The organism is Amycolatopsis sp. lyj-23 (assembly GCF_046549135.1).
In the GTDB taxonomy this organism is placed as follows: Bacteria; Actinomycetota; Actinomycetes; order Mycobacteriales; family Pseudonocardiaceae; genus Amycolatopsis.
This window is the reverse complement of record NZ_JAJPWN010000008.1, coordinates 193,820-217,951: the sequence shown is the minus strand read 5'-3', so window position 1 is coordinate 217,951 and position 24,132 is coordinate 193,820. Positions and strand designations below refer to the sequence as shown.

Annotated in this window: 25 protein-coding genes; 11 read left to right on the top strand and 14 right to left on the bottom strand. The window is 72.1% G+C overall.

The genetic code is table 11. From position 1 onward, the window contains the following. Positions 1 to 113: 113 nt before the first annotated feature. Positions 114 to 1,244 carry a glycosyltransferase family 4 protein gene (locus ACLJPY_RS21430; RefSeq protein ID WP_410591252.1) on the top strand — a complete coding sequence of 377 codons (1,131 nt, stop codon included), beginning with the start codon at positions 114 to 116 and terminating at the stop codon, positions 1,242 to 1,244. Positions 1,245 to 1,350: 106 nt separating this feature from the next. Here the strand turns inward: ACLJPY_RS21430 and ACLJPY_RS21425 are convergent, their stop codons facing one another. Beyond that, positions 1,351 to 1,884 carry a hypothetical protein gene (locus tag ACLJPY_RS21425; RefSeq protein ID WP_410591250.1) on the bottom strand — a complete coding sequence of 178 codons (534 nt, stop codon included), beginning with the start codon at positions 1,882 to 1,884 and terminating at the stop codon, positions 1,351 to 1,353. 142 nt (positions 1,885 to 2,026) lie between these two features. Here ACLJPY_RS21425 and ACLJPY_RS21420 point away from each other — a divergent pair, with 142 nt between their 5' ends. Continuing rightward, complete coding sequence (locus ACLJPY_RS21420) at positions 2,027 to 2,887, top strand: glycosyltransferase family 2 protein (RefSeq protein ID WP_410590878.1); 861 nt, start codon at positions 2,027 to 2,029, stop codon at positions 2,885 to 2,887. On the opposite strand, the gene ACLJPY_RS21415 is transcribed toward ACLJPY_RS21420, so the two are convergent. Continuing rightward, on the bottom strand, positions 2,884 to 3,336 hold the full coding sequence (locus tag ACLJPY_RS21415) for a hypothetical protein (RefSeq protein WP_410590877.1): 453 nt from the start codon (positions 3,334 to 3,336) through the stop codon (positions 2,884 to 2,886). The genes ACLJPY_RS21420 and ACLJPY_RS21415 overlap by 4 nt on opposite strands. A gap of 141 nt (positions 3,337 to 3,477) precedes the next feature. Here ACLJPY_RS21415 and ACLJPY_RS21410 point away from each other — a divergent pair, with 141 nt between their 5' ends. Then, the gene (locus tag ACLJPY_RS21410) at positions 3,478 to 4,566 is read left to right on the top strand and encodes a sugar phosphate nucleotidyltransferase (RefSeq protein ID WP_410590875.1); all 1,089 of its coding nucleotides are present in this window, start codon (positions 3,478 to 3,480) and stop codon (positions 4,564 to 4,566) included. Positions 4,567 to 4,569: 3 nt separating this feature from the next. After that, entirely contained in the window at positions 4,570 to 5,466 is an 897-nt protein-coding gene (locus tag ACLJPY_RS21405; protein WP_410590873.1) for a DNA-3-methyladenine glycosylase family protein, read from the top strand. Between the two features lie 184 nt (positions 5,467 to 5,650). Here the strand turns inward: ACLJPY_RS21405 and ACLJPY_RS21400 are convergent, their stop codons facing one another. The 6 genes from ACLJPY_RS21400 to ACLJPY_RS21375 are packed head-to-tail and all read right to left on the bottom strand — an operon-like array spanning position 5,651 to position 10,163. Further along, positions 5,651 to 6,016 carry a GntR family transcriptional regulator gene (locus ACLJPY_RS21400; protein ID WP_410590871.1) on the bottom strand — a complete coding sequence of 122 codons (366 nt, stop codon included), beginning with the start codon at positions 6,014 to 6,016 and terminating at the stop codon, positions 5,651 to 5,653. Further along, positions 6,013 to 6,525, bottom strand: a complete 513-nt coding sequence (locus ACLJPY_RS21395) for a hypothetical protein (protein WP_410590870.1) — start codon at positions 6,523 to 6,525, stop codon at positions 6,013 to 6,015. Before ACLJPY_RS21395 ends, ACLJPY_RS21400 begins: the two co-directional genes overlap by 4 nt. Positions 6,526 to 6,552: 27 nt before the next feature. Next, the gene (locus ACLJPY_RS21390; protein ID WP_410590869.1) at positions 6,553 to 7,098 is read right to left on the bottom strand and encodes an NUDIX hydrolase; all 546 of its coding nucleotides are present in this window, start codon (positions 7,096 to 7,098) and stop codon (positions 6,553 to 6,555) included. Then, complete coding sequence (locus ACLJPY_RS21385; RefSeq protein ID WP_410590867.1) at positions 7,095 to 8,432, bottom strand: coenzyme F420-0:L-glutamate ligase; 1,338 nt, start codon at positions 8,430 to 8,432, stop codon at positions 7,095 to 7,097. Before ACLJPY_RS21385 ends, ACLJPY_RS21390 begins: the two co-directional genes overlap by 4 nt. Continuing rightward, positions 8,425 to 9,414, bottom strand: a complete 990-nt coding sequence (gene cofD / locus ACLJPY_RS21380; RefSeq protein WP_410590865.1) for a 2-phospho-L-lactate transferase — start codon at positions 9,412 to 9,414, stop codon at positions 8,425 to 8,427. The genes ACLJPY_RS21385 and cofD overlap by 8 nt, the downstream gene beginning before the upstream one ends. Then, positions 9,411 to 10,163, bottom strand: a complete 753-nt coding sequence (locus ACLJPY_RS21375; protein ID WP_410590864.1) for a GNAT family N-acetyltransferase — start codon at positions 10,161 to 10,163, stop codon at positions 9,411 to 9,413. The genes cofD and ACLJPY_RS21375 overlap by 4 nt, the downstream gene beginning before the upstream one ends. A gap of 59 nt (positions 10,164 to 10,222) precedes the next feature. On the opposite strand from ACLJPY_RS21375, the gene ACLJPY_RS21370 reads away from it, so the two are divergent. The 3 genes from ACLJPY_RS21370 to dapC all read left to right on the top strand — a co-directional run bounded on the left by ACLJPY_RS21370 (position 10,223) and on the right by dapC (position 11,923). Further along, complete coding sequence (locus ACLJPY_RS21370; protein WP_410590863.1) at positions 10,223 to 10,405, top strand: hypothetical protein; 183 nt, start codon at positions 10,223 to 10,225, stop codon at positions 10,403 to 10,405. Between the two features lie 109 nt (positions 10,406 to 10,514). Beyond that, entirely contained in the window at positions 10,515 to 10,835 is a 321-nt protein-coding gene (gene fdxA, locus ACLJPY_RS21365; protein WP_003083029.1) for a ferredoxin, read from the top strand. Next, entirely contained in the window at positions 10,832 to 11,923 is a 1,092-nt protein-coding gene (gene dapC, locus ACLJPY_RS21360) for a succinyldiaminopimelate transaminase (RefSeq protein WP_410590861.1), read from the top strand. Before fdxA ends, dapC begins: the two co-directional genes overlap by 4 nt. Here dapC and ACLJPY_RS21355 read toward each other — a convergent pair. Continuing rightward, on the bottom strand, positions 11,917 to 12,534 hold the full coding sequence (locus tag ACLJPY_RS21355) for a TetR/AcrR family transcriptional regulator (protein ID WP_410590859.1): 618 nt from the start codon (positions 12,532 to 12,534) through the stop codon (positions 11,917 to 11,919). The two genes, dapC and ACLJPY_RS21355, sit on opposite strands and share 7 nt — an antisense overlap. 81 nt (positions 12,535 to 12,615) lie before the next feature. Here ACLJPY_RS21355 and ACLJPY_RS21350 point away from each other — a divergent pair, with 81 nt between their 5' ends. Continuing rightward, complete coding sequence (locus tag ACLJPY_RS21350; protein ID WP_410590858.1) at positions 12,616 to 14,028, top strand: FAD-dependent monooxygenase; 1,413 nt, start codon at positions 12,616 to 12,618, stop codon at positions 14,026 to 14,028. 75 nt (positions 14,029 to 14,103) lie between these two features. Here ACLJPY_RS21350 and dapD read toward each other — a convergent pair whose 3' ends face one another. Both dapD and ACLJPY_RS21340 read right to left on the bottom strand, forming a co-directional pair. Then, positions 14,104 to 15,096 carry a 2,3,4,5-tetrahydropyridine-2,6-dicarboxylate N-succinyltransferase gene (gene dapD, locus ACLJPY_RS21345; RefSeq protein WP_410590857.1) on the bottom strand — a complete coding sequence of 331 codons (993 nt, stop codon included), beginning with the start codon at positions 15,094 to 15,096 and terminating at the stop codon, positions 14,104 to 14,106. 28 nt (positions 15,097 to 15,124) lie between these two features. Then, entirely contained in the window at positions 15,125 to 15,535 is a 411-nt protein-coding gene (locus tag ACLJPY_RS21340) for a hypothetical protein (protein WP_410591248.1), read from the bottom strand. A gap of 44 nt (positions 15,536 to 15,579) precedes the next feature. Between ACLJPY_RS21340 and dapE the strand changes: the two genes are divergently transcribed. The 3 genes from dapE (at position 15,580) to ACLJPY_RS21325 (ending at position 18,762) form a co-directional block, all read left to right on the top strand. Next, positions 15,580 to 16,650: a succinyl-diaminopimelate desuccinylase gene (gene dapE / locus ACLJPY_RS21335; RefSeq protein WP_410590856.1), complete on the top strand. Its 1,071-nt coding sequence runs from the start codon at positions 15,580 to 15,582 to the stop codon at positions 16,648 to 16,650. Positions 16,651 to 16,824: 174 nt separating this feature from the next. Further along, a complete protein-coding gene (locus tag ACLJPY_RS21330) occupies positions 16,825 to 17,622 on the top strand; it encodes a DUF3152 domain-containing protein (RefSeq protein ID WP_410590855.1) in 798 nt (265 codons plus the stop codon). A gap of 21 nt (positions 17,623 to 17,643) precedes the next feature. Further along, complete coding sequence (locus ACLJPY_RS21325; protein ID WP_410590854.1) at positions 17,644 to 18,762, top strand: NADAR family protein; 1,119 nt, start codon at positions 17,644 to 17,646, stop codon at positions 18,760 to 18,762. Positions 18,763 to 18,786: 24 nt separating this feature from the next. Here ACLJPY_RS21325 and ACLJPY_RS21320 read toward each other — a convergent pair whose 3' ends face one another. The 3 genes from ACLJPY_RS21320 to ACLJPY_RS21310 all read right to left on the bottom strand — a co-directional run bounded on the left by ACLJPY_RS21320 (position 18,787) and on the right by ACLJPY_RS21310 (position 23,954). Further along, positions 18,787 to 19,830 carry a chitinase gene (locus ACLJPY_RS21320; RefSeq protein WP_410590852.1) on the bottom strand — a complete coding sequence of 348 codons (1,044 nt, stop codon included), beginning with the start codon at positions 19,828 to 19,830 and terminating at the stop codon, positions 18,787 to 18,789. Positions 19,831 to 19,999: 169 nt separating this feature from the next. Then, positions 20,000 to 21,604: a M28 family peptidase gene (locus ACLJPY_RS21315; RefSeq protein ID WP_410590850.1), complete on the bottom strand. Its 1,605-nt coding sequence runs from the start codon at positions 21,602 to 21,604 to the stop codon at positions 20,000 to 20,002. Positions 21,605 to 21,689: 85 nt separating this feature from the next. After that, entirely contained in the window at positions 21,690 to 23,954 is a 2,265-nt protein-coding gene (locus tag ACLJPY_RS21310; RefSeq protein ID WP_410590848.1) for a M4 family metallopeptidase, read from the bottom strand. Between the last annotated feature and the right edge of the window lie 178 nt (positions 23,955 to 24,132).

Here is a 24,132-nt window from a genome sequence, read left to right as displayed (position 1 = left end):
GGGCCAGCCACCGCCGGGCGCACGGTTGAGCCTGCCACCAGGCGGGTTTGCCAGTTCCTCACCATGACGGAGGGTCGCCGCCGTACCCTGCAGGGGTGAGCGATGACCCCCGCGTGCTGATCGATGCGACCGCGGTTCCCGCGGACCGCGGTGGGGTCGGCCGGTACGTGGACTCGCTCGTCGCCGCCCTCGATGCGGACGGGGCGCGGATCACCGTCGTCTGCCAGCCCCGTGACCTGCAGCTTTACGATCGGCTGGCGCCGCGTTCGCGCGTCGTGCCCGCTTCGCCGGCGACGACCACCCGCACGGCCCGGCTGACCTGGGAACAGGCGACCCTGCCCCGGCTGGCGCGCCGCCTCGGCGCGGACGTCGTCCACTCGCCGCACTACACGATGCCGCTCGCGACGTCGGCCGCTTCGGTGGTCACGCTGCACGACGCGACCTTCTTCACCGACGCCGTGCTGCACTTGTCGGTCAAGGCCCGCTTCTTCCGCGCGTGGACGACAACGGCGCTTCGCCGCGCGACGCTGTGTGTAGTTCCTTCGGCGGCGACGGCCGCGGAGCTGTCCCGCGTGGGTCAGGTGCGGCACGCCTCGCTGGAAGTCATCCACCACGGCGTCGACACCGAACGCTTCCACCCGCCGTCCCCGGCCGAAGTGGCGGCCGCGCGGGCGGCGGTGGGCTTGGGCCGGACGCCGTACGTGGCGTTCCTGGGCGCGCTCGAGCCGCGGAAGAACGTGCCCGCCCTGATCCGCGGGTTCGCCCGCGCGGTGGCCGGCCGCCGCGACGCACCCGCGCTGGTGCTGGCGGGCCAGCCGGGCTGGGACACGCAGGTGGAGCGCGCCTTGGACGCGGTCCCGCACCGGCTGCGCGTGATCCGCGCAGGCTACCTGCCGTTCGGCACGCTGGCGGGGTTCCTGGGCGGGGCGGAACTGGTGGCGTACCCGTCGCTGGGCGAGGGGTTCGGGTTGCCGGTCCTGGAGGCGATGGCGTGCGGAGCGTGCGTGCTGACCACGCGCCGGCTGTCGCTGCCGGAGGTGGGCGGCGACGCGGTGGCGTACTGCGGCGTGGGCGCGGGCGATGTGGCAGCTGCTTTGGGCGAGCTGCTGGACGACCCGGGACGACGCGCCGAGCTGGCCACGGCGGCGCAGCAGCGCGCGAAGGAGTTCTCGTGGGCCACGACCGCGGAGCGGCACCGGGAGGCGTACGCCAAAGCCTGGTCGCGCCACCTCCGCAACCGCTGATCCCGTGACCGAAGGGTGGTATCGTCGGGGTGCGAGGTCCCTGTGGGGCCGAGTATGAAAGCCCGTGACGCGTCCGGACGGTCGTCTCGCGGGCTTTTCGCTGCCCTCACACTTCGAAGCGCACTGCGATCAGCGGTTCGGCACGTCGACGCCAGTCGCCACCCGCGCCGGAACACCAGGCCACCGCGTCGGAGATCCACAGGAGCGGTTCGGCCGTCGAATCGACGTGCTCGTAGGTGAGTTCGGTTTTGGACGGGCGGAATCCCAGCGCGCGCTGCAGGGTGTGCCGATCGTGTCCGTCACGGTGATCGCGTGAGTCGAGGACCAGCCGGTGCGCCTGGAGACCGAGCAGGTGCTCGGCGAGGAGCGTCAGGCAGCGTTGCCGGGCATCTTCTTCGGTCTTGGGCACGCAGGTTCCGTGGTAGAGCCGTGTCGTGATCGGCATCCCGGCCATCCGGTCGATCAGCATCCGGCGACGAGGCTCTTTTTCCTTCTTGAAGTGCAGTTCGCGAGCTCCTCGTAGCAGGAGCGACGTCAACGCGCGCCGGGTCGTCGTCAGATGTGCCGGTTCCACGATCGTCGCGCACAGCAGGTAGCTGCCACCGCGGGCGGATTCGTCGACGAAGGCATGCACCGTCATCGCGGCATCATCTCGCGAGCCTTGGCACCCTGAGCGCTCGGGTTGACACTTAGCGTGACGCTCCAGCATCTGGGCTGCTGGACCGCCGTCACCGGCTGCGGGGCACCCGATTCACCGTGTGTGACGCGTGGACAATGGCCGGGTGACTGAGCAACCCCGCTACGGCGACGATGTCGGCGTCGTGACCGTGACCTACTTCTCCGAGGACACCATCGAGCGGTTCCTCGACACCCTCGAGAAGGCCACCGAGCGCCCGGTCAAGGTGGTCATCGCCGACAACGCGTCCGTCGAGGGGGCCCTCGAGCAGGTCGTCGACGGCCGGGAGAACGTGCAGCTGCTCAGCATCGGGGAGAACGTCGGCTACGGGACCGCCGCCAACCGGGGGGTCGCCGAGCTCGATGACTCCTGTGGGTGGGTCGTTGTCGTCAACCCGGACCTCGAATGGGAGCCCGGGTCGCTCGACGCGCTGCTCGACGTCGCGAAGCGGTGGCCGCGTGGGGGTGCCTTCGGGCCGCTGATCCACGATCTCGACGGGGCCGTCTACCCCTCGGCGCGGCTGCTGCCGTCCTTCGGGCGCGGGATCGGGCACGCCGCCTTCGCGAAGGTCTGGCCCGGCAACCCCTGGACGAAGCAGTACCGGCAGGAGACCGGCGCCCCGGCCGAGCGCGTCTCGGGCTGGCTTTCCGGGTCGTGCCAGCTGTTCCGGCGGGAGGCGTTCGACTCCGTCGGCGGCTTCGACACCCGCTACTTCATGTACTTCGAGGACGTCGACCTCGGCGACCGGCTCGGCAAGGCCGGCTGGCTGAACGTCTACGCGCCGTCCGCGCGGGTCACGCACGAAGGCGGGCACTCGACGTCGCAGGCGTCGAAGAAGATGCTCGCCGCGCACCACGCCAGTGCCTACCGCTACCTCGCCGACCGCCACCAGGGGCTCGCCTGGAAGCCGGTGCTGGCCGCCGTGAAGCTCGGCCTCGCGCTGCGGCTGAAGCTGGAAACCCGCTAGATCCCGTCGAGCCGGCGCGAAAGGTCGGACTTGCCGATGTTCTGCGTCACCGTCGGCACCAGGCCGGTGTCCTCCGGATCGGGCTCCTTCAGGGGGCTCGTGATCGGCTCGGCCTGCGGACGGCGGGACAGCGGCGCGGCCATCGGCGTCGTCGGCGACGGCGTCTTCAGCGGGGTGGTCTGCTGCGGGCGGCGGCCACTTCGGACCTCCATCCGCCGCGTCGGCGCCGAGCCGGCCAGCGGGTGGTCGTTCTCCTCGATCAGCGACGCGGGCAGCTGCGTGGTCGTGTCGGGGTCGCTGCTGCGGTCGAGCCCGTCGATCTGCGCGCGCGGGATCTGCTGGGTGTTCGACGAATCCATCGGTGACGTCGCACTGTCGGGTGTCACGACGAACGCACCGCGCGCCTGGGCTCGTGCGAGCAGGGCGTCCGCCCGATCGCGGGGGTCCATCCCCTCGGCCTCCCGACTGACCCGGGGCCCTCTGGGGAAAGGCCCGCCTGTTTCCTGTCTAGGGTAGGCCCTCCGGGCGACCTCCGTCAGGGTTTCCCGCGGCTTGTCGCTCAGCGGTGCGTGATAAAAGAGGAGATTTCCGTGACGTCCGAGGTCCGAAGCGACGCTGTCGACGCCGTCGTGCTGGTCGGGGGCAAGGGCACCCGGCTGCGCCCGCTCACCCTTTCGGCACCGAAGCCGATGCTCCCGACCGCCGGGACGCCGTACCTGAGCCACCTGTTCTCCCGCATCCGCGAGGCCGGCATCCGGCACGTCGTCCTGGGCACGAGTTACCGTGCAGAGGTGTTCGAGGAGTACTTCGGCGACGGCAAGGCCATCGGCCTGGAGCTGGAGTACGTCGTCGAGGACGAGCCGCTCGACACCGCGGGCGCGATCCGGAACGTCTACGACAAGCTGCGCGCCGAGCAGGTGATCGTCTTCAACGGCGACATCCTGTCGGGCGCGGACCTCGGCGAGCAGCTGCGGGTGCACCACGAGTCGGGTGCCGACGTCACGCTCCACCTGCAGCGCGTCCCGGACCCGAGCCGGTTCGGGTCGGTGCCGACCGACGAAACCGGCCGCGTCCAGGCGTTCCTCGAGAAGTCGCCGAACCCGCCGACCGACCAGATCAACGCCGGCTGCTACGTCTTCCGCCGTCCGGTGATCGAGGCCATCCCGGCCGGGCGCCGCGTGTCCGTGGAGCGGGAGACGTTCCCGCAGCTGCTGGAGCAGGGCGCGCACATCCAGGGGTTCGTCGACGCCTCCTACTGGCTGGACGTCGGCACGCCGGAAGCGTTCGTGCGCGGCTCGGCCGACCTCGTGCGCGGCCTGGCGCCGACGTCGGCGCTGCCCGGCCGGCCCGGCGACTTCCTGGTGCTCGACGGCGCGTCGGTGGCCGAGGACGCGCAGCTGTCCGGCGGGTCGACGATCGGCGTCGCCGCCGTCGTGGGCTCGGGCGCGAAGATCGACGGCTCGGTGCTGTTCGACGGCGCGGCCGTCTCGGAGGGCGCGGTCGTCGAGCGTTCGGTGCTCGGGCACGGCGCGCGGGTCGGCGCCGGCGCGGTGCTGCGCGGCGTGGTGCTGGGCGACGGCGTGTCGGTCGGGGCCGGCTGCGAGCTCCTGGACGGCGCCCGCGTCTGGCCGGACGTCGTGCTGCCCGACGGATCCGTCCGCTTTTCGAGCGACGCGTAGCCGATGTTCTGGCGTCCCGCGTTCGAAGTCGACCTGGACCGGGTCCTGCGTCCGCTGAAGCGCGGGCGCGGGTCCCTCAACATCCTGACCGACGAGCGCGGCATCACCTGGCTCGCGTCGAACACCCCGGACGGCCCCGGCACGCTCGCCCTGCGCCGCCACGCGGACGGCCGCATCGAGGCCGCGGCCTGGGGCGAGGCTAAGGACCGGCTCTTGAGCGGGATGCCGGCGCTGCTGGGCGCGAACGACGACGACTCGGGCTTCGTCGCGCACCACGACGTCGTCGCGCGGGCCCGCCGGGCGAACCCCGGCCTGCGGCTCGGCGCGACCGGGGTGGTGTGGGACTGGCTGGTGCTCGCCGTGCTGGAGCAGAAGGTGACGGGCAAGGAAGCGATCCGGTCGTGGGCCGAGCTGTGCCGCCGGTTCGGGGCGCCCGCGCCGGGCCCCGGCCCCGAGCGGCTGCGCGTCCCGCCGACGCCGGCGGTGCTGCGGGGGCTGCCGGACTGGCACTGGCACCGCGCGGGGGTGGACATCAAGCGCCGGACGGCCCTGGTGAACGCGGCGCTGGTCGCGCCCCACCTGGAGCGCGCGGTGGAGCTGGGCGGGCTGGCGGGACGGCACTGGCTGCGCCAGGTCCCGGGCATCGGCGTGTGGACGGCGGCGGAGGTCGCCCAGCGCGCGTGGGGCGACCCGGACGCGGTGAGCTTCGGTGACTACAACATCCCGTCGATGGTGGGCAACGCGGTGCTGGGCACGAAGCTCGACGACACGGGGATGGCGGAAGTGCTGGCGCCGTACGCACCCCAGCGGCAGCGGGCGGTGCGGTACCTGGAGGCGGCCGGGTACACGCGGCCGCGGTTCGGACCGCGGATCGAGCTGCGCGACTACCGCGCGATGTGAGGCGCGGCCGCGGGCTTGCTGCTCCAGACGGAAGAAACCCGCCCGGCTGACCCGGATAAGGCGACTGCCCGCCCGGAAACCCTTGCGGCAGCGGATATCCCGGCTGCGGATACCCGGCCTTCGGGTTGCCGAATCCGCCACCGCGACGATGGCGCCGATCACCAGCAGCGGCGGACGCTCGCCGTCAGCCGCTGCCCTCGTCGAGTGCCGCGCGGACGATCGACAGGGCCTCCGCGTCGTCGAGGCCGAGCTTCCGGGTCGTCTTCGCGTACTCCGCCGCCGCCTGCTGGGCGCGGCGGCGGGTCTGGTCGCCCGCCGCCGCGACGAAGCTGCCCGCGCGGCCGCGGGTTTCGATCAGGCCCGCTTCTTCGAGCTCGCGGTAGGCGCGAGCCACCGTGTTCGGGGCGATGCCCAGGTCGGCCGCGAGCTGCCGGACCGTGGGCAGCTTCGTGCCCACGGCCAGGCTCCGGTCGTTGATGCGCGTCGCGAGCCCCGACCGGACCTGCTCGTACGGCGGGACCGGCGAACCGCTGTCGAAGGGGACGATCACCAGCTCTGCGGACCCGCTCCCGGCCCCGGCAGCGGCTGCTGCGGGAACGACGGACCCGGCGGCGCGTACTGCGCGGGCGCCGGCGGATACCCCGGCTGCTGGGGGAACCCCTGTTGCGGCGAAGGCGGGTACCCGGGCGGCTGCGCGAACCCCTGCGAAGGCTGCGGGAAACCCTGCGCAGGCGGTGCGAACCCTTGCGAAGGCTGCGGAAAGCCTTGCGAAGCCGGCGCGCCCCCCTGCGCAGGCGGCGTGAACCCCGGCGCAGGCGGCGTGAACCCCGGCGTCGGTGGCACGAACCCTTGCTGCGGCGGGAAGTTCGGGTTCGGCGGGAACGGGCCGCCGTTCTTCACCGCCCCTTCGCGGCGCATCTTCGACACCCGAACCGCCACCACGACGACGAACACGATGATCGCCAGGATCAGCAGGCCGACGACGATGTAACCGAACACCCCGTCGCCACCGCCGCTGCTGGTGTGGATGTGCACCCGCTCGGGGAACTGCGTGGCCATGTGGTCCCTCCCTGTCCGCGGACCAGGTTATCGCCCGGCACCGACAGGAATCGCGGCATTCACCGGATCGGCGAGATCTTCCGAACCCGGCGGCAGCGCGTCCACCGGCCACCACCGCAGGTCGTCGGACTCGTCGCTGCGCACCGGCGTCGCACCCGGCGGGGCCTGCACCGCGAAGCGGACGTCGAAGTGCCGCGTCGGCACCCCGAGCGAGCACGTGATCGGGTGGACGTCCAGGTGCACCGGCTCCGCGGAAATCCGCAGGCCGGCGACGCCGGACTCCTCGGTGGCCTCCCGCAGCGCCGCCCCGGCCAGCGAGACGTCCGACGGCTCGCAGTGGCCGCCGAGCTGCAGCCAGCGTCCGACCCGCGGGTGCAGCGTGAGCAGCACCCGCGTGCCCGTGTGGTCCAGTACCACCGCCGACGCCGTCAGGTGCCCGGCCTCGCACGAGCGCCGGCAGCTGTCCGGACGGGCGGCCAGGAAACCGAGGAACGCCTGGCGCAGCGACTCCTGGGACGCCACCGCCGGCCGCCACGACGAGAGCGTCGCGACGGCGTCCGCGTGCAGGCTCACAGCTCCAGCAGTCCTTCCCCGGCCAGGGCCGGTTCACGCGGGGCCGGCTCGGACAGCGGCACGCCGACGGCGACCGAGCCCAGCGGCTGCCAGCGCTCGTCGAGGCCCAGGACGTCCCGGACGACGTCCGCGGCGAAGATCGTCGACCCGATCCAGCACGAACCCAGGCCCTCGGCCGCCAGCGCGACCAGCAGGCCCTGCACCGCGGCGCCGCCGGCCACGGTGAACATCGTCTTCTCGCAGTCGTTGCGGCGGTCGTCGCGGTAGGTGTGCGCGCCGTCCGGCACCAGGAACGGGATGACGATCTCGGGGGCCCGGTAGAGGATGTCGCCCCGGCTGAGCCGCTTCGCGATCTGCTCCGGCGTGAACTCGTCGGACTCGAGGTCGGCCCGCCACGACTCGCGCATCGCGTCCAGCAGCTTCTTCCGGACGCCGGAGTCGCGCAGCCAGACGAACCGCACCGGGTGCGTGTGGTGCGGCGCGGGGGCGGTCAGCGCCGAGCCCACCGCCCGCCGGATCGAGGTGGGCGAGACCGGCTCGTCGGCGAACTGCCGCACCGATCGCCGGACCGGGACGGCTTCGCGCCGGCCCTGCGCGACGGCTTCGTTGACGCCGAGCCGGAAGAGGTCCTCCTCCAGCGGGCGCACCAGGTCCCGGGCGGTCGAGCCGTCGTCCTCGATCGAGAGCCCGCGCACGACCGCGACCGGCGTCCCGCCCAGCTTGCCCTTGACCAGGTCGGCGGCCGCGGCGAGCTCGTCGGCCACGGCGACCTCGGTGACGGCGAGCTCGTTGCCCTGCCCGTCGATCTGCCCGCGGTAGGCGTGCAGCACGCGCAGGCCCGAAGACCCGATGGCGGCGTCGGTCTGCCCGATCCGCCAGGCGCGGCCCATCGTGTCGGTGACGACGACGGCGACCTCGACGCCGAGCCGCTCGCGCAGCCCGTTGCGCAGCGCGAGCGCCGAGGCGTCCGGGTCCGCGGGCAGCAGCGCGACCTCGTCACCGGCCACGTTGGACGCGTCGATCCCGGACGCGGCCTGCACGATCCCCAGGTGGTTCTGGGTGATCACCGTGCGCGCGATCCGCGCGACGATCCGCACGGCCTCCTGCTCGACGAGCTTCCGGCGTTCGGCGTCGCGGGCCTCGGGGTCGCTGGGCACGCGGACGAGCCTGCCCTCGGCCTTCGAGACGATCTTGCTGGTCACGACCAGGACGTCACCGGAGCGCAGCCAGGGCGCGGCGGTCACGATCGCGCCGGTCAGGTCGTCGCCCGGCCGGAACTCCGGCAGCCCGGTGACCGGCAGGATCTCCAGCTTGGGGGAAGCGTGGTCACTCAACAGGGGCTCCAGCCAGTTCGAGAGCGGCGCGGGCCATGGCCGCGGTCGCGTCCACGTCGGACATCAGCAGCGGCACGTCGCGGACGGTCACGCCCGGCACGTCCGCGGTCTCGCCTTCGGCGATCAGCCAGCCGTCGAGCACGCCGCCGTCCTTGCGGGAGCCGTAGTGCCGTCCCACCGCCTCGGCCGACGTCTCGACGCCGATCGCGGTCAGGCACGCGTCGGCCATCCCGCGCAGCGCCTTGCCGCCGATGATCGGCGACACCCCGACGACCCCGGCGGACGTCTTGCGCAGCGCGTCCCGGACGCCGGGCACACCCAGCACGGTCCCGACCGAGACGACCGGGTTCGACGGCGCGAACAGCACGGCGTCGGCGTCCTTGAGCGCCTCCAGCACCCCGGGCGCGGGCTTGGCCTCGTCGTTGCCGACCGCGACGATCGAATGCGCCTTCGGCTCGGCGCGGTAGCGCACCCACCACTCCTGGAAGTGGACGGCCTTCTGCTGGCCGTCCTCCTCCGGGTCGTCGATCACGACGTGCGTCTCGACGCGGTCGTCCGACATCGGCAGCAGCCGGACACCGGGCTGCCAGCGGTCGCACAGCGCCTCGGTGACCGCCGAGAGCGGGTAGCCCGCGCGCAGCATCCGCGACCGGATCAGGTGGGTGGCGATGTCCTTGTCGCCGAGGCCGAACCAGGTCGGCTCGGCGCCGTAGGCCGCCAGTTCCTCCTTGACCACCCAGGTCTCGCCCGAGTGCCCCCAGCCGCGCTCTTCGTCGATGCCGCCGCCCAGGGTGTACATGCAGGTGTCCAGGTCGGGACAGATCCGCAGCCCGTGCATCCAGACGTCGTCGCCGGTGTTGACCAGCGCCGTCACCTCGTGCTCGCTCTCGGAGGCACCTTCCGGTGCCATGCCCAGCGCTGCCTTGACACCCAGCAGGAAGCGGGCCCCGCCCACTCCGCCGACCACTACCACGATCTTCACGACGTCGAATCCTCGCACGAGCCGGGTGCGGGCACCCAGTACCGGTATCTGTGGTGCGGGGCGTAGCCGAGCCCCGCGTAGAGCGCGAGCGCGCCCGAATTCCCCTCCGCGACCTGCAACACCGCGCGGGCCGCCCCGTGTTCCGCACCCCACGCCTGCACCGCGCCCATCAGCGCGGATCCCAGCCCGCGGCGGCGGAAGGCCGGGGCGACCTCGAGCCGCCCGACGTGCAGCCAGTCCTCGACCAGTGCGCCCCGGACGACGCCGGCGAGAGCGCCTTCGGCCGTCGCGACGCCGTAACCGACCTTCCCGCCGGCCAGGACCTGCCGCGCGGCGGGGGAGTCCTCGCCCGGGCGCAACGCGAGCTCCCACCACTCCGGCGCCGGCTCGTCGCGCACGGAGACGTCCGGGACGGCGGGAGCGGGGCGCAGCGGGGCGGTGAGGACGGCGACCTCGTGGCCGGCGCCGTGGTGGGCCGCCGGGACCCAGCCCGCGGCCGCGATCGCGCGCTCGTTCGGGCTGTCGCGGACCACCTGGACCATCGGGGCGATGCCTCGGCCGTGGGCGAAGTCACACACCGCCTCCAGGGCGTCGCCGAGCCCGCGACCGGGGTCGCCGACGGCGAGTGCGCTGTTCGCGCGGCCGGTGAACCCGGCCGCCCAGCGCAGAGACCACTCACCTAGGGGTTCCTCCACCAGCGGCGGCCATGCTCTGCTGCAGGAGACTTCGAGCCGTTCGAGCGCGTTCACCGCTAGATTGTGACGGAGGCGGTGAAGGTCGCGGGAACGGATTTCCTCAGGAGGTGGCGGTGGGCATCCAGCGCAAGGACGAGCGGCACAGCGAGAAGCTCGTCGACGAGATTTCCGAGGGGTTCAACCGGGCCGTGGGGGAGAAGAAGGCCGAAAGTGACACCGGCGAAGCCCCCAAGCCGCGCTTCGTCATCACCGGTGACGCCCGGGCGACCCCGCCCCCGCGCCGCCGGCCGAAGTGAGCACCGTACCCGGGGTATGGCTAAGGCTTGCCTCACCGACCGAACGGGTGCCGACGCCGCGTAATGTCGGCCCCGACTGGCTGTTTGCAGAGAAAAGCAGGAGTGCGCAGTGACCTACGTGATCGCCGAGCCCTGCGTCGACGTGCTCGACAAGGCGTGTATCGACGAGTGCCCCGTGGACTGCATCTACGAGGGCGAGCGGATGCTGTACATCCACCCGGACGAGTGTGTCGACTGCGGCGCCTGCGAACCGGTCTGCCCGGTCGAGGCGATCTACTACGAGGACGACGTCCCGGACAACTGGTCGGACTACACCAAGGCCAACGTCGACTTCTTCGACGAGCTGGGCTCGCCCGGCGGCGCGTCCAAGGTGGGCAAGACCGCGCACGACCCGGCCTTCATCAAGGCGCTGCCCCCGCAGGGCGAATGAACCGGATCGCGCTGCCCGACTTCCCCTGGGATTCGCTCGCCGAGGTCAAGGCCACGGCGCAGGCGCATCCCGGCGGGGTTGTCGACCTCTCCATCGGCACGCCGGTCGACCCGGTCCCGGAGGGCATCCGCGAGGCGCTCGCGTCGGTGTCCGAAATCCCCGGGTACCCGACCACCCACGGCGTCCCGGCGTTGCGGGAAGCCGCGCGCGGGGCGCTTTCGCGGCGGCACGGCGTCGACGGCATCGAGCCGGACGCCGTGCTCCCGACGATCGGGTCCAAAGAGGCCGTGGCCTGGCTGCCGCGGCTGCTCGGCTTCGGCCCCGGTGACGTCGTCGTCATCCCGGAGCTGGCGTACCCCACGTACGAGGTGGGGGCGCTGCTGGCGGGCGCGTCGATCATGCGGGCCGACAGCACGGTCGCCCTCGGTCCGCAGAAGCCGGCGATGGTCTGGCTGAACTCGCCGTCCAACCCGACCGGCAAGGTGCTGCCCGCCGAGCACCTGCGCAAGGTCGTCGAGTGGGCGCGCGAGCGGGACGTCGTCGTGGTCTCCGACGAGTGCTACCTGGCGCTCGGCTGGGAGACGTCCCCGCTTTCGGTCCTGCACCCGGACGTCTGCGACGGCCGGACCGACGGCCTGATCGCGGTGCACTCGCTGTCCAAGTCGGCGAACCTGGCCAGCTACCGCGCCGGGTTCCTGACCGGTGACCCGCGCCTGGTCAAGCAGCTGCTGGACGTCCGCAAGCACGCGGGCATGATCGTGCCGCGCCCGGTCCAGGAGGCCATGGTCGCCGCCCTGAACGACGACGAGGCCCTGGAAGTCCAGCGCGAGCGCTACGCCCGCCGCCGGCTCGTCCTGCGCAAGGCCTTGCTGGACAACGGCTTCCGCATCGACCACTCCGAAGCCGGGCTCTACCTCTGGGCGACCAGGGACGAGGACGCCGCGGCGACCGTCGCCTGGCTGGCCGAGCGCGGGATCCTGGTCGCGCCCGGCACGTTCTACGGCCCGAAGGGCGGCAAGCACGTCCGCGTCGCGCTGACGGCGACCGACGAGCGCGTCGACGCCGCCGTCGAGCGCCTCACTCAGTAGTCCCGGCCGGTCAGGCCGCGGTAGACGAACCGGGTCAGTAGCTCGACGGCTTCTTCGTCCGACGGCGGCGTCCAGCCCGGCGGTGACCCGTGCAGCCAGGTGGCCGCGAACGCGTCGACGAGGTTGTACATCAGCATCCCGCAGCGGTCCGGGCTCGCCGGCAGCTTCAGCCCGGCCCGGGTGATGTGCGCGAGGTGGTCGTCGAGGTCGGCGGCCTGGGACGCGCCGAACTGCGCGAGCGTGCGCGCGAACGACTCGCTGACCATCGCCGCCTGGCGCAGGGCCAGCATGGTCGCGGCGTTGTCCCGGTAGAACTCCCAGTACTGCTCGACGTGCCAGCGCACGGCGGCCGGGTCGCTGAAGTCGGCCAGGTGGTCCTCGCTGTCGGCGCTCTCGTCGCCGGACGCCGCGATGTCGGCCAGCAGCGCTTCGAGCAGCTCTTCCTTGCCCGCGAAGTGGTTGTAGAACGACCCCGCGGCGCGGCCCGCCTCGGCCGTGATGTCCGTGATCTTCGTGTTCAGGTAGCCCTTGCGGGCGAAGACGCGCTTGGCCGCGGCCTTGAGCGCGCTCTCGGTCTCCGCGGCCTTTTCCTTGCGGCTCGTCGCTGTCATCGCCACCTCCCTTGACACGGGACGCTAGCAGCGCCATTCTGAATCTAGATTCACTGAACTTAAATTCACTGGGAGGGTGACATGGACACTCGGGTGCTGATCGCGGGAGCGGGGCCGACCGGGCTGACGCTGGCCATCGAGCTGGCGCGGCGGGACGTCCCCGTGCGGATCATCGACAAGGCGACCGAGTACTTCGTGGGCTCGCGCGGCGACGGGATGCAGCCGCGCACGCTGGAGGTGTTCGAGGACCTGGGCGTGCTCGACGCGGTGCTGGCCGCCGGCATGGCCCCGGTGCCGATCAAGATCCACCTCGGCGGCGAGGTGGTCGGCGAGCGGACGATGTTCGACCCGGTCGAGCCGACGCCGTCACGGCCGTACCCCACCGGCTGGTTCCTCGGCCAGTCGCAGACCGAGGGCATCCTGCGCGACCGGCTGGCCGAGTTCGGCGTGCGCGTCGAGCTCGCCACCGCACTGACCGGCTTCGAGCAGGACGCCGACGGCGTCACGGCGACGTTGAGCACGGGCGAGACCGTCCGCGCGGCGTACCTGGTCGGCGCGGACGGCGGCAAGAGCTTCGTGCGCAAGGCCCTCGGCATCGCGTTCGAGGGCAGCACGGACGAGTCGATCCGGATGCTGCTCGGCGACGTCGTGGCCGAGGGGCTCGACCGCAACTACGGCCACTGGTTCGCGACACCGGACGAGCCGATGAACGGCATGGTGTTCAGCCCGTTGCCGGGCACACCGCACTTCCAGTTCGGCGCCTCGCTCGGGGACGGCGAGACCGACGTCGAGACGGCGCTGCCCGCGGTCCAGGCCCGGCTCGACGTGCTCAGCAGTGGCACGGTCAAGCTGTCCGGCCTGGCCTGGTCGACGGTGTGGCGGCCGAACGTCCGCCTGGCGGCGCGGTTCCGCGACGGCCGCGTGTTCCTGGCCGGCGACGCGGCGCACGTCCACCCGCCGACCGGCGGCCAGGGCCTCAACACCGGTGTCCAGGACGGCTACAACCTGGGCTGGAAGCTCGCGGACGGCGCACCGGAGCTGCTGGACAGCTACGAGCCCGAGCGGCGCACGGTCGCGGCCCGGGTGCTGGGGGTCTCGACGGAGCTGCTGCAGAAGTACGTCGACGGCGACGAGGACGCCCACCGGCGCGGCGAGGACACCCAGCAGCTGGACATCACCTACCGCGGCGGCCCGCTGTCGCCGCCGGGGACCGGGGCGCTGCAGCCGGGCGACCGGGCCCCGGACGCCCCGCTGGTGGACGCGAACGGCAAGCGGGTGCGGCTGTTCGAGCTGTTCCGCGGCCCGCACGCGACGGAGCTGCTGTTCGGAGCGGGGGCGGCTTCGGGGTACCGGATCCTCCCGGCGGGCAGCGTGGCGACGGGAACGGACCTGGTCGACGAGGGCGGCCACGCCTACGCGGCTTACGAGGCTGAAGGCGGGCGGCGGGTGCTGATCCGGCCGGACGGCTACGTCTGGTCGATTTCCGGCTCGTGACCGGGCCGTGGATGACTCGTTCGGGACGCGGGAGGACCCGGACGAGTCGTTCGCGGCTTCCGGAAGCGGGCGGGCTCAGTCGTTGGCGTGCAGCGCCGCGTTCAGCTCGACGCCGGTGCCGGTCCGCGGCACGACCTCGACCGCGCCGGTCGCCGAGTTCCGGCGGAACACCGCGCCCGAAATGCCGTTGAGCTCGCGGGCCTTGACGACCTTGCCCTCGACGACGACCTTCGTGCCCGCCGTGACGTACAGGCCCGCCTCGACGACCGAGTCGTCGCCCAGGGAGATCCCGATGCCGCCGTTCGCGCCGATCAGGCAGCGCTTGCCGAGGGAGATCGTCTCCTTGCCGCCGCCGGAGAGCGTGCCCATGATCGACGCGCCGCCGCCGACGTCGGAGCCGTCGCCGACGACCACGCCGGCCGAGATGCGGCCCTCGACCATGGACGCGCCCAGCGTGCCCGCGTTGAAGTTGACGAAGCCTTCGTGCATCACGGTCGTGCCCGACGCCAGGTGCGCGCCGAGCCGGACGCGGTCGGCGTCGCCGATGCGCACGCCGGACGGCATGACGTAGTCGACCATGCGCGGGAACTTGTCGACGCTGTAGACGGTCACCGCGCCGCGCGAGCGCAGCCGCAGCCGGGTCGTCTCGAACCCTTCGACCGGGCACGGGCCGTGGTTGGTCCACACGACGTTCGCCAGCAGGCCGAACATGCCGTCGAGGTTCTGGCCGTGCGGGCGGACCAGGCGGTGCGAGAGCAGGTGCAGCCGCAGGTACATGTCGTGGGTGCCGGCCGGGGCGTCGGCCAGTTTGGCGATCGTGGTGCGCACGGCGACGACCTCGACCCCGCGGTCGGTGTCCGGGCCGAGCAGCGCCGCGGCGGCCTCGCCGAGCAGCTCGACGGCCTCTTCGGTGCTCAGGCGTTCGGTGCCGCCGGGGCCGGCGGTGTCGCTCTCGACCAGCTTGGGGTGCGGGTACCAGGTGTCGAGGACCGTCCCGCCGGTCGTGACGGTGGCCAGCCCGACGCCGCTGGCGCCGGTCGTTTCGGGGTTCGGGCTCTGCTCGCTCACGGCCTTCACCGTAGTGGAGTGACGCGGATCAACCACCCGTGGGCCGCGCGGCTACCTGCTTCTTCAGGCCGGACAGCGCCGCGGCGACGTCGACCAGCGCCTGCGAGCAGGGGCCACCGGCGGCGGGGACGGTCGTGCAGCCCGCGGTGCGGAACTCCGCGACCGCCTGCTCCAGCTTGGCGGCCTCGGCGACCAGCTGCGGGTCGCCGTCGGCCGCGCGCTTGCGGGCCGCGCCCGGGACGTTGCCGACCTCGGTGACGTACTTCTCGCAGCCCTTCGGCAGCTGGGTGCGCGGGCTGGCGTAGCACTGGTCGACGGTCAGCGCGTCCAGCTTGACCGGCAGCGCGTCCGGACCGGGCGCCCCGGCCTGCGGCTTGGGGGCCGGGCCGGCCTCGTTCCCGCAGCCCGACAGGACCAGGACCAGCACCGCGCCGCCCACAGCGGCTCCGAACCTACGCACACTCCCACGGTAGCGTGCGGGCCATGAGCCTCGACCTGCACGCCGACCCCGTGGACCTGACCGCCGCGCTGGTGGACACCTTCAGCGTGTCCGGCGCCGAGGCCGAGATCGCGACGGCGGTGCAGGAAGCGCTGCAGGCGCAGGCGCCGCACCTCGAAGTCGTCCGCAACGGCGACGCCGTCCTGGCGCGGACGAACCTCGGCCGCGGGTCGCGGGTGGTGCTCGCCGGGCACCTGGACACCGTGCCGGAGAACGGCAACCTGCCGTCCCGGCGCGAAGGCTCCGGTGACGAGGAGGTCCTGCACGGCCTCGGCACGGTCGACATGAAGGGCGGCGACGCGGTCTTCCTGCACCTGGCCGCGACGCTGCCGTCGCCCAAGCACGACGTCACCTTCGTGTTCTACGACAACGAAGAGGTCGAGGCGGTCAAGAACGGACTGGGCCGGATCGAGCGCGAGCTGCCCGAGTGGCTGGCCGGTGACCTGGCGATCGTCGGCGAGCCGTCGAACGGCGTCATCGAGGCCGGCTGCCAGGGCACCATGCGCGTCGAACTGCGGCTGTCGGGCAAGCGCGCGCACACCGCGCGGGCGTGGATGGGCGAGAACGCGATCCACGCGCTGGCCGAGCCGCTGCGCCGGCTGGCGGAGTACACGCCGCGGATCGTCGACATCGACGGCCTGACCTACCGCGAAGGCCTCCAGGCGACGTCGATCAGCGGTGGCGTCGCGGGGAACGTCGTCCCGGACGCGGCGGTGCTGACGGTGAACCACCGCTTCGCCCCGGACCGCGACCCGGCGGCGGCCGAGCGGCACCTGCGCGAGGTGTTCGCCGGGTTCGAACTGTCCGTTGTGGACCTCTCACCGGGCGCGCTGCCGGGCCTGTCGGCCCCGGCGGCGGCGGAACTGGTGGCCGCGGCGGGCGGCCGCGCGGCGGCGAAGCTGGGCTGGACGGACGTGGCGCGCTTCGCGGCGCGTGGCATGCCGGCGGTGAACTTCGGCCCGGGCAACCCGACGTTGGCGCACACGCAGCAGGAGAACGTCCGGACGGCGGAGATCCGCCAGGTCACCGAGATCCTGCGCAAGTTCCTCGGCTGAGCCCCGAGCGCCTTCGGTGCGTGAGACGCAACCAAGGCCGCCTTGGGGCACTTGTGGTCGTCGTCACACTGCATGGTCGTGAGCTGCGGTGACGCTTCGCCACTACAGGTCACCGCAACTTTTCCCGGCCACGGCCCGTATGTCCTTCTGAAACCGCGCACCCCGGGAGGACCCATGCCGAAATCCGCGAGACGAGCCGCGGCCGTGGCCGTGCTCGTCCTGGCGGTGGGCGGGTGCGGTGCGCAGCGACAGCCCGTGGCCGCGCCCGCGGCCGGGCCGATCCGCACCGCCATCGGGGACGCCACCTCGCTCCCGCCGCCGCCGGACGAGCGGGCGCCGTCACCGCGGCCCGCGCCCGCCGAGGTCGCCATCACCTTCCCGCGGACCGGGTCCGGCCAGTGGATGTTCACCCCCGGCAGCGACGAAGCCGCCGGGAAGTCGGGCCGGCTGATGCGCTACCGGATCGCCGTCGAGACCGACATCGAGGGCGTCGGGCCCGCCGCGTTCGCCAAGGACATCCGCGGGATCCTCGGCGACCCGCGCGGCTGGACCGCCGGCGGGCAGTGGCGGCTGCAGCAGGTCGGGCCCACCGACAGCGCCGACTTCACCATCTACCTCGCGACGCCGGCCAGCCGCGACAAGCTGTGCGGCGGCACGCCGGACGGCTACACCTCCTGCCGCAACGGCAGCAACGTCGTGCTCAACGTCGCCCGCTGGGCCAACGCCGTCCCCGGTTACGGGGCTCCGCTCGACGCCTACCGGCAGTACATGGTCACCCACGAGACCGGCCACCGGCTGGGCCAGGGCCACGAGCTGTGCCCGGGCCCGGGCAAGCCGGCGCCGGTGATGGAGCAGCAGACGCTCGGGCTGCACGGCTGCGTCCCGAACCCGTGGCCGTTCCCGGACGGCGCCCGCGAGTACGCCGGCCCGCCGGGGGAGTACGACGACCCCATCCCGGCGGGCGATTCCTGATCTGCCGTTAGGCTCGCCGGCATGCCGGACAGCACTCCGACGTCGCGCGTGGCCGGCGGCGACGTCGTCGAGGGGCGGCAACGCCTCGTCTTCGTCCACAAAGGTGATCACCACGTGCTCGCCACGCTCGCCGTCTTCGCGGACGGCGTCGTCCGCTGGCAGTACGAAACCACCGATTTCGACGGTCTTCGCGCCGCGTTCGACGACGGCACGCTGACCCTGACCCCGCCCGAGGGCACGCCGCTGATCATCGCCGGCACGGCCAGGGGAACCGTGCCGGCACTGGAGTCGTGGCTGACCCCGGAGCTGGTGATCGGCGAGCTCGCCGACGAGGTGGACAACCTCAACGACCGGCCGGATTCCTCCCGGCGCTGCTGGGCCGCGCTGCTGCGTTACGCCGCGGATCCGACCCCGGCGAACCTCGAGGTGGTCCGCGAGTCGTACCACGCGGTGCCCGAGCACCGGCGGATCTACGTGCTCGGCGACATGGACCAGAACGACGTCCCGGTGCGGATCCTGCTCGCCGAGGCCGGCGAGACGATCCCGGCCCGGAACCCGGGCCGGACGATCACGGTGACCCCGGAGGTCCGGGAGCAGGCACTCGGCTACTTCCGCCGGAGCGAGGCCGGTGCCGCCACAGCGCAGACGCGGCGGGTGGCGGACGGACCGGAAACGACCATCCCGCTGACCGTGGGCGGGCACGTCCACCCCAGCGGCTGGCCCGACCCCGCGGGCCTGGAGGTCCTGCAGATCGACTACCCGGCGACGGTGGTCCACGGCGGCCGGGAGTACGCGAGCGTCCTGCACGCCTACTGGGCGCTGTCCACCGACGACGCCGGTTGGCGAGAGCGGATCGCCGCCGCCGCCCGTGGCCTCGACGCCCGGACCCTCGGTGAGGAGGCGCCCCGGCGGGCGGGCTGGCCGGCGGCCCGGCTGGGCGTGATGGCCGCGCTGCTGCGGGACAAGTTCGAGCGCCACCCCGCGATGGCGGCGACGTTGCTCGGCACGGGCGACGCCCGCCTGCTCTACAGCGACTGGGCTTCGAGGTACTGGAGCTCGAGCGGCGCCAACTGGCTGGGCCGGCTCCTGGAGTTCGTCCGATCCGAGCTTGCGGCTCGTGAGTGGGAAACAGTGTCCTGACACTGTTTCCCACTCACGACCGGATCAGCGGCCCTGCAGGGAGCGGACGTTGTCGCCGAACGTCCAGCCCTTCGAGCCGTCCCAGTTGATCGACCAGTCCATCAGGCCCTTGAGGCCCGGCACCGAGCGCCACGCCTGGGAAACCAGGCTCGGCGACATGTACCCGCCACCCGCGCCCGGCTGCGCGGGCAGGCCGGGGACCTGCTTGTCGTAGGGCACCTTGATCGTCGTGCCCTGCACGACCAGGCCGTTGTTGAGGCACTGCGTCTGCACGGTGAAGCCCTGCACGGTCCCGGCCTGGTACGAATCGCCGGAGCAGCCGTACATGGATCCGTTGTAGTACTGCATGTTCAGCCACCACAGGCGGCCGTTGTCCGCGTACTTCTTGATGATCGGCAGGTACGCGCCCCAGATCGAGCCGTAGGTGATGCTGCCGCCGGTCACGTACGCGGTCTCCGGCGCCATCGTGAGCCCGAAGCCCGCCGGCATCTGCGCGAGCACGCCGTCGATGATCCGGATCAGGTTCGACTGCGACGCCGACAGCGTCTTGATGTTCCCGCTGCCGGTCAGCCCGGTCTCGATGTCGATGTCGATCCCGTCGAAGTTGTACTGCTTCAGGATCGGGACGACCGTGGCGACGAACCGGTCGGCCACCGCCGACGACGACAGGTCGATCCCGGCCGCCGCGCCGCCGATGGAGAGCAGGATCGTCGCGCCCGCGGCCTTCGCCGCGCACATCTCGGCGGGAGTGGACACCTTCACGCCGGCGTCCATCCCGTTCTCCCACAGCACGGTCCCGTCGGAGCGGATGACCGGGAAGGCGGCGTTGACGACGTTGTACCCGTGCTGGGCCATGCGGCTGTCGGTGATGGGCACCCAGCCCATCCCGGGGTGGACGCCGTTCGCGGCGCCGTCCCAGTTTTCCCAGTAGCCCTGCAGAACCTTGCCGGCGGGCCGTGGCTTCACCGCGCACGTGTCGGCCTGCACCGCCCCCTGCGCGGGGGCCGACACGAACAGCGGAACGGCCAGTACCGCGGCCAGCAGGGTTCCGAACAACCGTTTCGACATCCCGGCTCCCATCGTCGTTGAGGGGCGAACGCGGCGTGTCCGCCCAACATAAGCGCCGCGGGAAACCGTTGACTACCTACGAACGGGTGGTCTAGACAACTGGCACTTTCACGTGAAAGTGCCCACCTGGGGCGTAGCTCACGTGAGAGCTACGCCCCGGGTGTGGGGGTCAGACGGTCAGCGTCCAGGAGGACAGGTAACCGGTGTCGGCCGGGCCGGTGTCCCGGATCCGGAGCTGCCACGCGCCGTTCGCGGCCTCCGCGGAGGCGTTGACGGTGTAGGTCGTGTCGAGGTTCGGCGTCGAGTCGCTGCTGGAGTTCTTCAGCCGGTAGGCCGTGCCGTCCGGGGCGACGAGGTCGATGACGAGGTCACCGCGGTAGGTGTGGGTGATGTGCACCTCGGCCTTGGTGGTGCCGGACGCGTTGCGCGCGCAGCCCGCCACGTTCGCGGTGCTGCTCACCGCGGCTCCCGGGTAGTCCGGGATGTCCAGCCGCGTCGAGTTGGTCACCGGCGCGCACGACGAGCTGCCGACGCCGAGGGAGAACGACGCCGTGTGGTCGGCGCTGGCGCCGTCGGCGGTCACCGTGATCGGGAACGTGCCGGTCGGCGTGCTCGACGACGTCGTGATGGTCAGCGTCGAGGAGCCGCCCGAGGAGATGGTCGCCGGGCTGAACGACGCCGTCGCGCCCGCGGGCAGACCGGACGCGGACAGCGAGATCGACTGCGCGCTGCCGGACGTCGTCGCGGTGCTGACGGCCACCTGCAGCGACTGTCCCGGTTGGACGGTCCCGGACGTCGGGTTCAGCGTCACCGAGAAGTCGTTGCCCTGCGCCGGGGCGACGGCCAGCTTCCACAGCGCGTACCCGATCGCGTCGGAGTTCTTCTCCAGCGGCGTGTCGGGGATGTTCGACGTCGTGTCGCAGGCGCGGTGGTAGCAGTTGTCGAACGGCGAACCCGCGGTGCCGCCCCACTTCTGCGCCTGCGCGGAGCTCTTGATGTCGCCGGCGCCGGTGGCCAGGCCGCCGACCGGGATGCCCGCGCTCTTGAAGGACGCGTGGTCGGACCGGCCGTCGCCTTCGCTGTCGCCCTCGGTCTGGATGCCGATCGAAGCGAAGTACTCGTCGAAGATCGCCTTGATCGAAGCGACGTCGTCGTAGACGAAGTAGCCCCAGTTCTTCGAGCCGATCATGTCGAAGTTGAGGTAGGTCTTGATCTTCGTGCGCTCGGTGCTCGGCAGGTTGTTGACGTAGTACTTCGAGCCGACCAAACCGGACTCTTCGTCGGCCCACCAGGCGAACCGGACGCGCTTGGCCATCGCCGGGTTGGTGCGGGCCAGCGTCAGCGCGGTCTCGAGGATCGACGCGCTGCCGGAGCCGTTGTCGTTGATGCCCGGGCCCGCGCTGACCGAGTCGAGGTGCGCGCCGAGCATGATGACCTGGCTCGCGTCACCCTGCGGCCATTCGGCGATCAGGTTCTGCGACTGCCCGAGGCAGCTGGTGCAGGTCTGCCGGGTCGTGGTGAACCCGGCGTTCTTCAGCAGGTTCTCCACGTAGGACACCGAGGCCGCGTACCCGCCGCCGCGGGCCGAGCGGGTGCCGCCGTTGTTGTTGGCGATGGTCTGCAGCTGGTTGAGGTGGGCTTTGATGTTGGCCAGCGAGATGTCCGGCGCGGCGAGCGCGGTGGCCGGGGCGGCGGTGGCCGCCGGCGCGGTCACCACACCGAGGACGGCCGCCAGGGCGGTGACCCCGGCGCCGATCTTGCTCTTCCACTTCATGGCGGTGAATTCCTTCGGTGGGGGTTGGGGATGACGACCGTGAAGGCCGCACCTGGCTGGTGCGGCCTTCACGGGGCGGGGCGGGCTACACGGTCAACGTCCAGGAGGACAGGTAACCGGTGTCGGCGGGGCCGACGTCTCGGATGCGGAGCTGCCACGCGCCGTTCGCGGCCTCGGAGGAGGCGTTCACGGTGTAGGTCGTGTCGAGGTTCGCGGTGGAGTCGCTGCTGGAGTTCTTCAGCCGGTAGGCGGTGCCGTCCGGCGCGACCAGGTCGATGACCAGGTCACCGCGGTAGGTGTGGACGATGTGCACCTCGACCTTCGTGGTGCCGGAGGCGTTGCGGGCGCAGCCGGACACGGTGCCGGTGCTGTTGACCGCGCTCGCCGGGTAGTCCGGGATGTCCAAGCGGGTCGAGTTGGTCACCGGGGCGCACGACCCGGTGGTGCCCACGCTCAGCGTGTAGGTCGCCGTGTGGTCGGTGCTGGCCCCGTCGGCGGTGATGGTGATCGGGAAGCTGCCGGTCGGCGTCGACGACGTCGTGGCGATGGTCAGCGTCGAGGAGCCACCCGAGGAGATCGTGGCCGGGCTGAACGACGCGGTCGCGCCGGCGGGCAGGCCCGAGGCGGACAGCGTGATCGACTGGGCCGCGCCGGAGGTGATCGCGGTGCTGATCGTGGTGGTCGCCGAGGCGCCTGGCTGCACGGAACCCGAAGCCGGGTTCAGCGCGACCGAGAAGTCCGGCCCGCCGCCGCTGCACGAGGTGGGCTCGCCGCTGACGGTCGTGACGGAGACGGCGTCCCACGCGGCCTTGGTGGCGTTGTACTCGGTGCAGCTGCCCGGGAAGAGCGCGATCGCGGCTTCGAGGGTCGCCTTGCGGGCGGCCTTGTGGTTCCACGACGAGGTCTTCTTCAGCAGGCCGTTGTAGAAGATCTTGCCGGCCTTCTGGATGCCGACGCCGGTGACCGACGAGTTGTTGCAGGTCGGGCTGGTGGGCTTGCCGCCACCCGGGTTCGAGCCCTCGGCCAGCAGGTAGAACCAGTGGTTCTGCGGGCCGGCCGCCGCGTGCACCTCGGTGCTCGGGATGGACGAGGAGTAGCAGTTCGGGTCGCCGACCTTCGACGGCTGGTACATGTAGCGGATCGGGCCCTGGCCGACCAGGTTGACGCCCTCGCCGACCTCGTAGTCCGGGGTGTCCTTCGGGTTGTTCGCGTACGCCTCGGTCAGCGCGCCGAAGATGTCACCGGTCGACTCGTTCATCCCGCCGTTCTCGTTGCCGGAACCGGCACCGCCCGGGGTGAACTGGAAGATGCCGTGGCCGAACTCGTGGCCGACGACGTCCATCGAGGTGGCCTGGCGCTGGTTGTCCTGCGAGTGCCCGAAGTGCGTCGAGGAGCCGTTCCAGTACGCGTTGACGTCGGCCAGGCCGACGCTGGCCGGGTAGCCGGTGCCGCTGCCGTTGATGCCGTTGCGGCCGAGCCAGTCGGCGAGCATCTTCCACTCGGTCTGCACGCTGTAGAGGACGTCGACGCAGCCGGTCTCGAGGTCGGTGCCGGAGCCGTTGCCCCAGTTGTTGTCTGGTCCACTGTAGACGGAACCGCCCTCGCGGCCGCAGCTGATGCCGGTGCGGCCCGGGTCGCGCAGGGTGTAGGTGCTGCCGGACTGCGTCGTGTCGATCGAGACGTTGCCGACGTAGTAGCTGTTGCCGGTCCCGGCCACGTTCACCGTGGCGGGCTGCGCCTGCGTGCGGGCGCCGGAGGCGAACGTCCTGACGTCGTCCCGCTTGTCGAGCACCGCACCGGTCGCCGCGTCGACGAACACGTGCAGGTTGCTCGGTGCCGTGGCGGTGCGCCCGGTGACGACGACCTCGTAGGCCAGCTTCGGGCTCGCCCCGGCCAGCACCACCTTCTCCGGCGTGCTCACGCTGTCCACAGAGGCCAGCTGGGCGCGCGCGGTGGCGGCGGCCTTCGCCGCGTCGAGGGACGCCTGCGTCCCGACGGTGATGGCCGCGGTCTCGGCCGCGCTGGTGCCGCGGACGCGCCCGGCGCCGTCGGCGACGACCACCGCGTCCCCGCCCACGACCCGCAGGCCCTGGTAGGTGCGCTGGTAGGCGCCGTAGAAGAGGCCACCGCCGCCGGCGGTGAGGCCGACGCGCCGGAACGACTCGGCCGGGCCTCGGCGCAGGGCGTCGAGACCACTGGCGGCCGCCTGGTCGGCGGCGCGGGCGGCCGCCGCTTCCGTGGCGGCGGGCTGTGCTGCGGACGCTGCGCTCGCCGGGGTCACCGGTAACGCGAGCGTCATGGCGAGCCCGGCGGCAGCCGCCAAGCCCGTGCTGAACCCACGATGGGTCATCGAGTTCTTCCTTCCACGAAGGAGGGGTGTGGTGAAGGAAAAGAGGGACGTGTCCCGGGGACTAACAGCAGGTATGCGTCCGGACGCATCCGAGTAAAGGATCAGCCGATCCGGGCGTCAATGCGCCGAACGGACCAAGCGCGCGTTCCGGATTATCGAATCAATTCGTACAAACCCC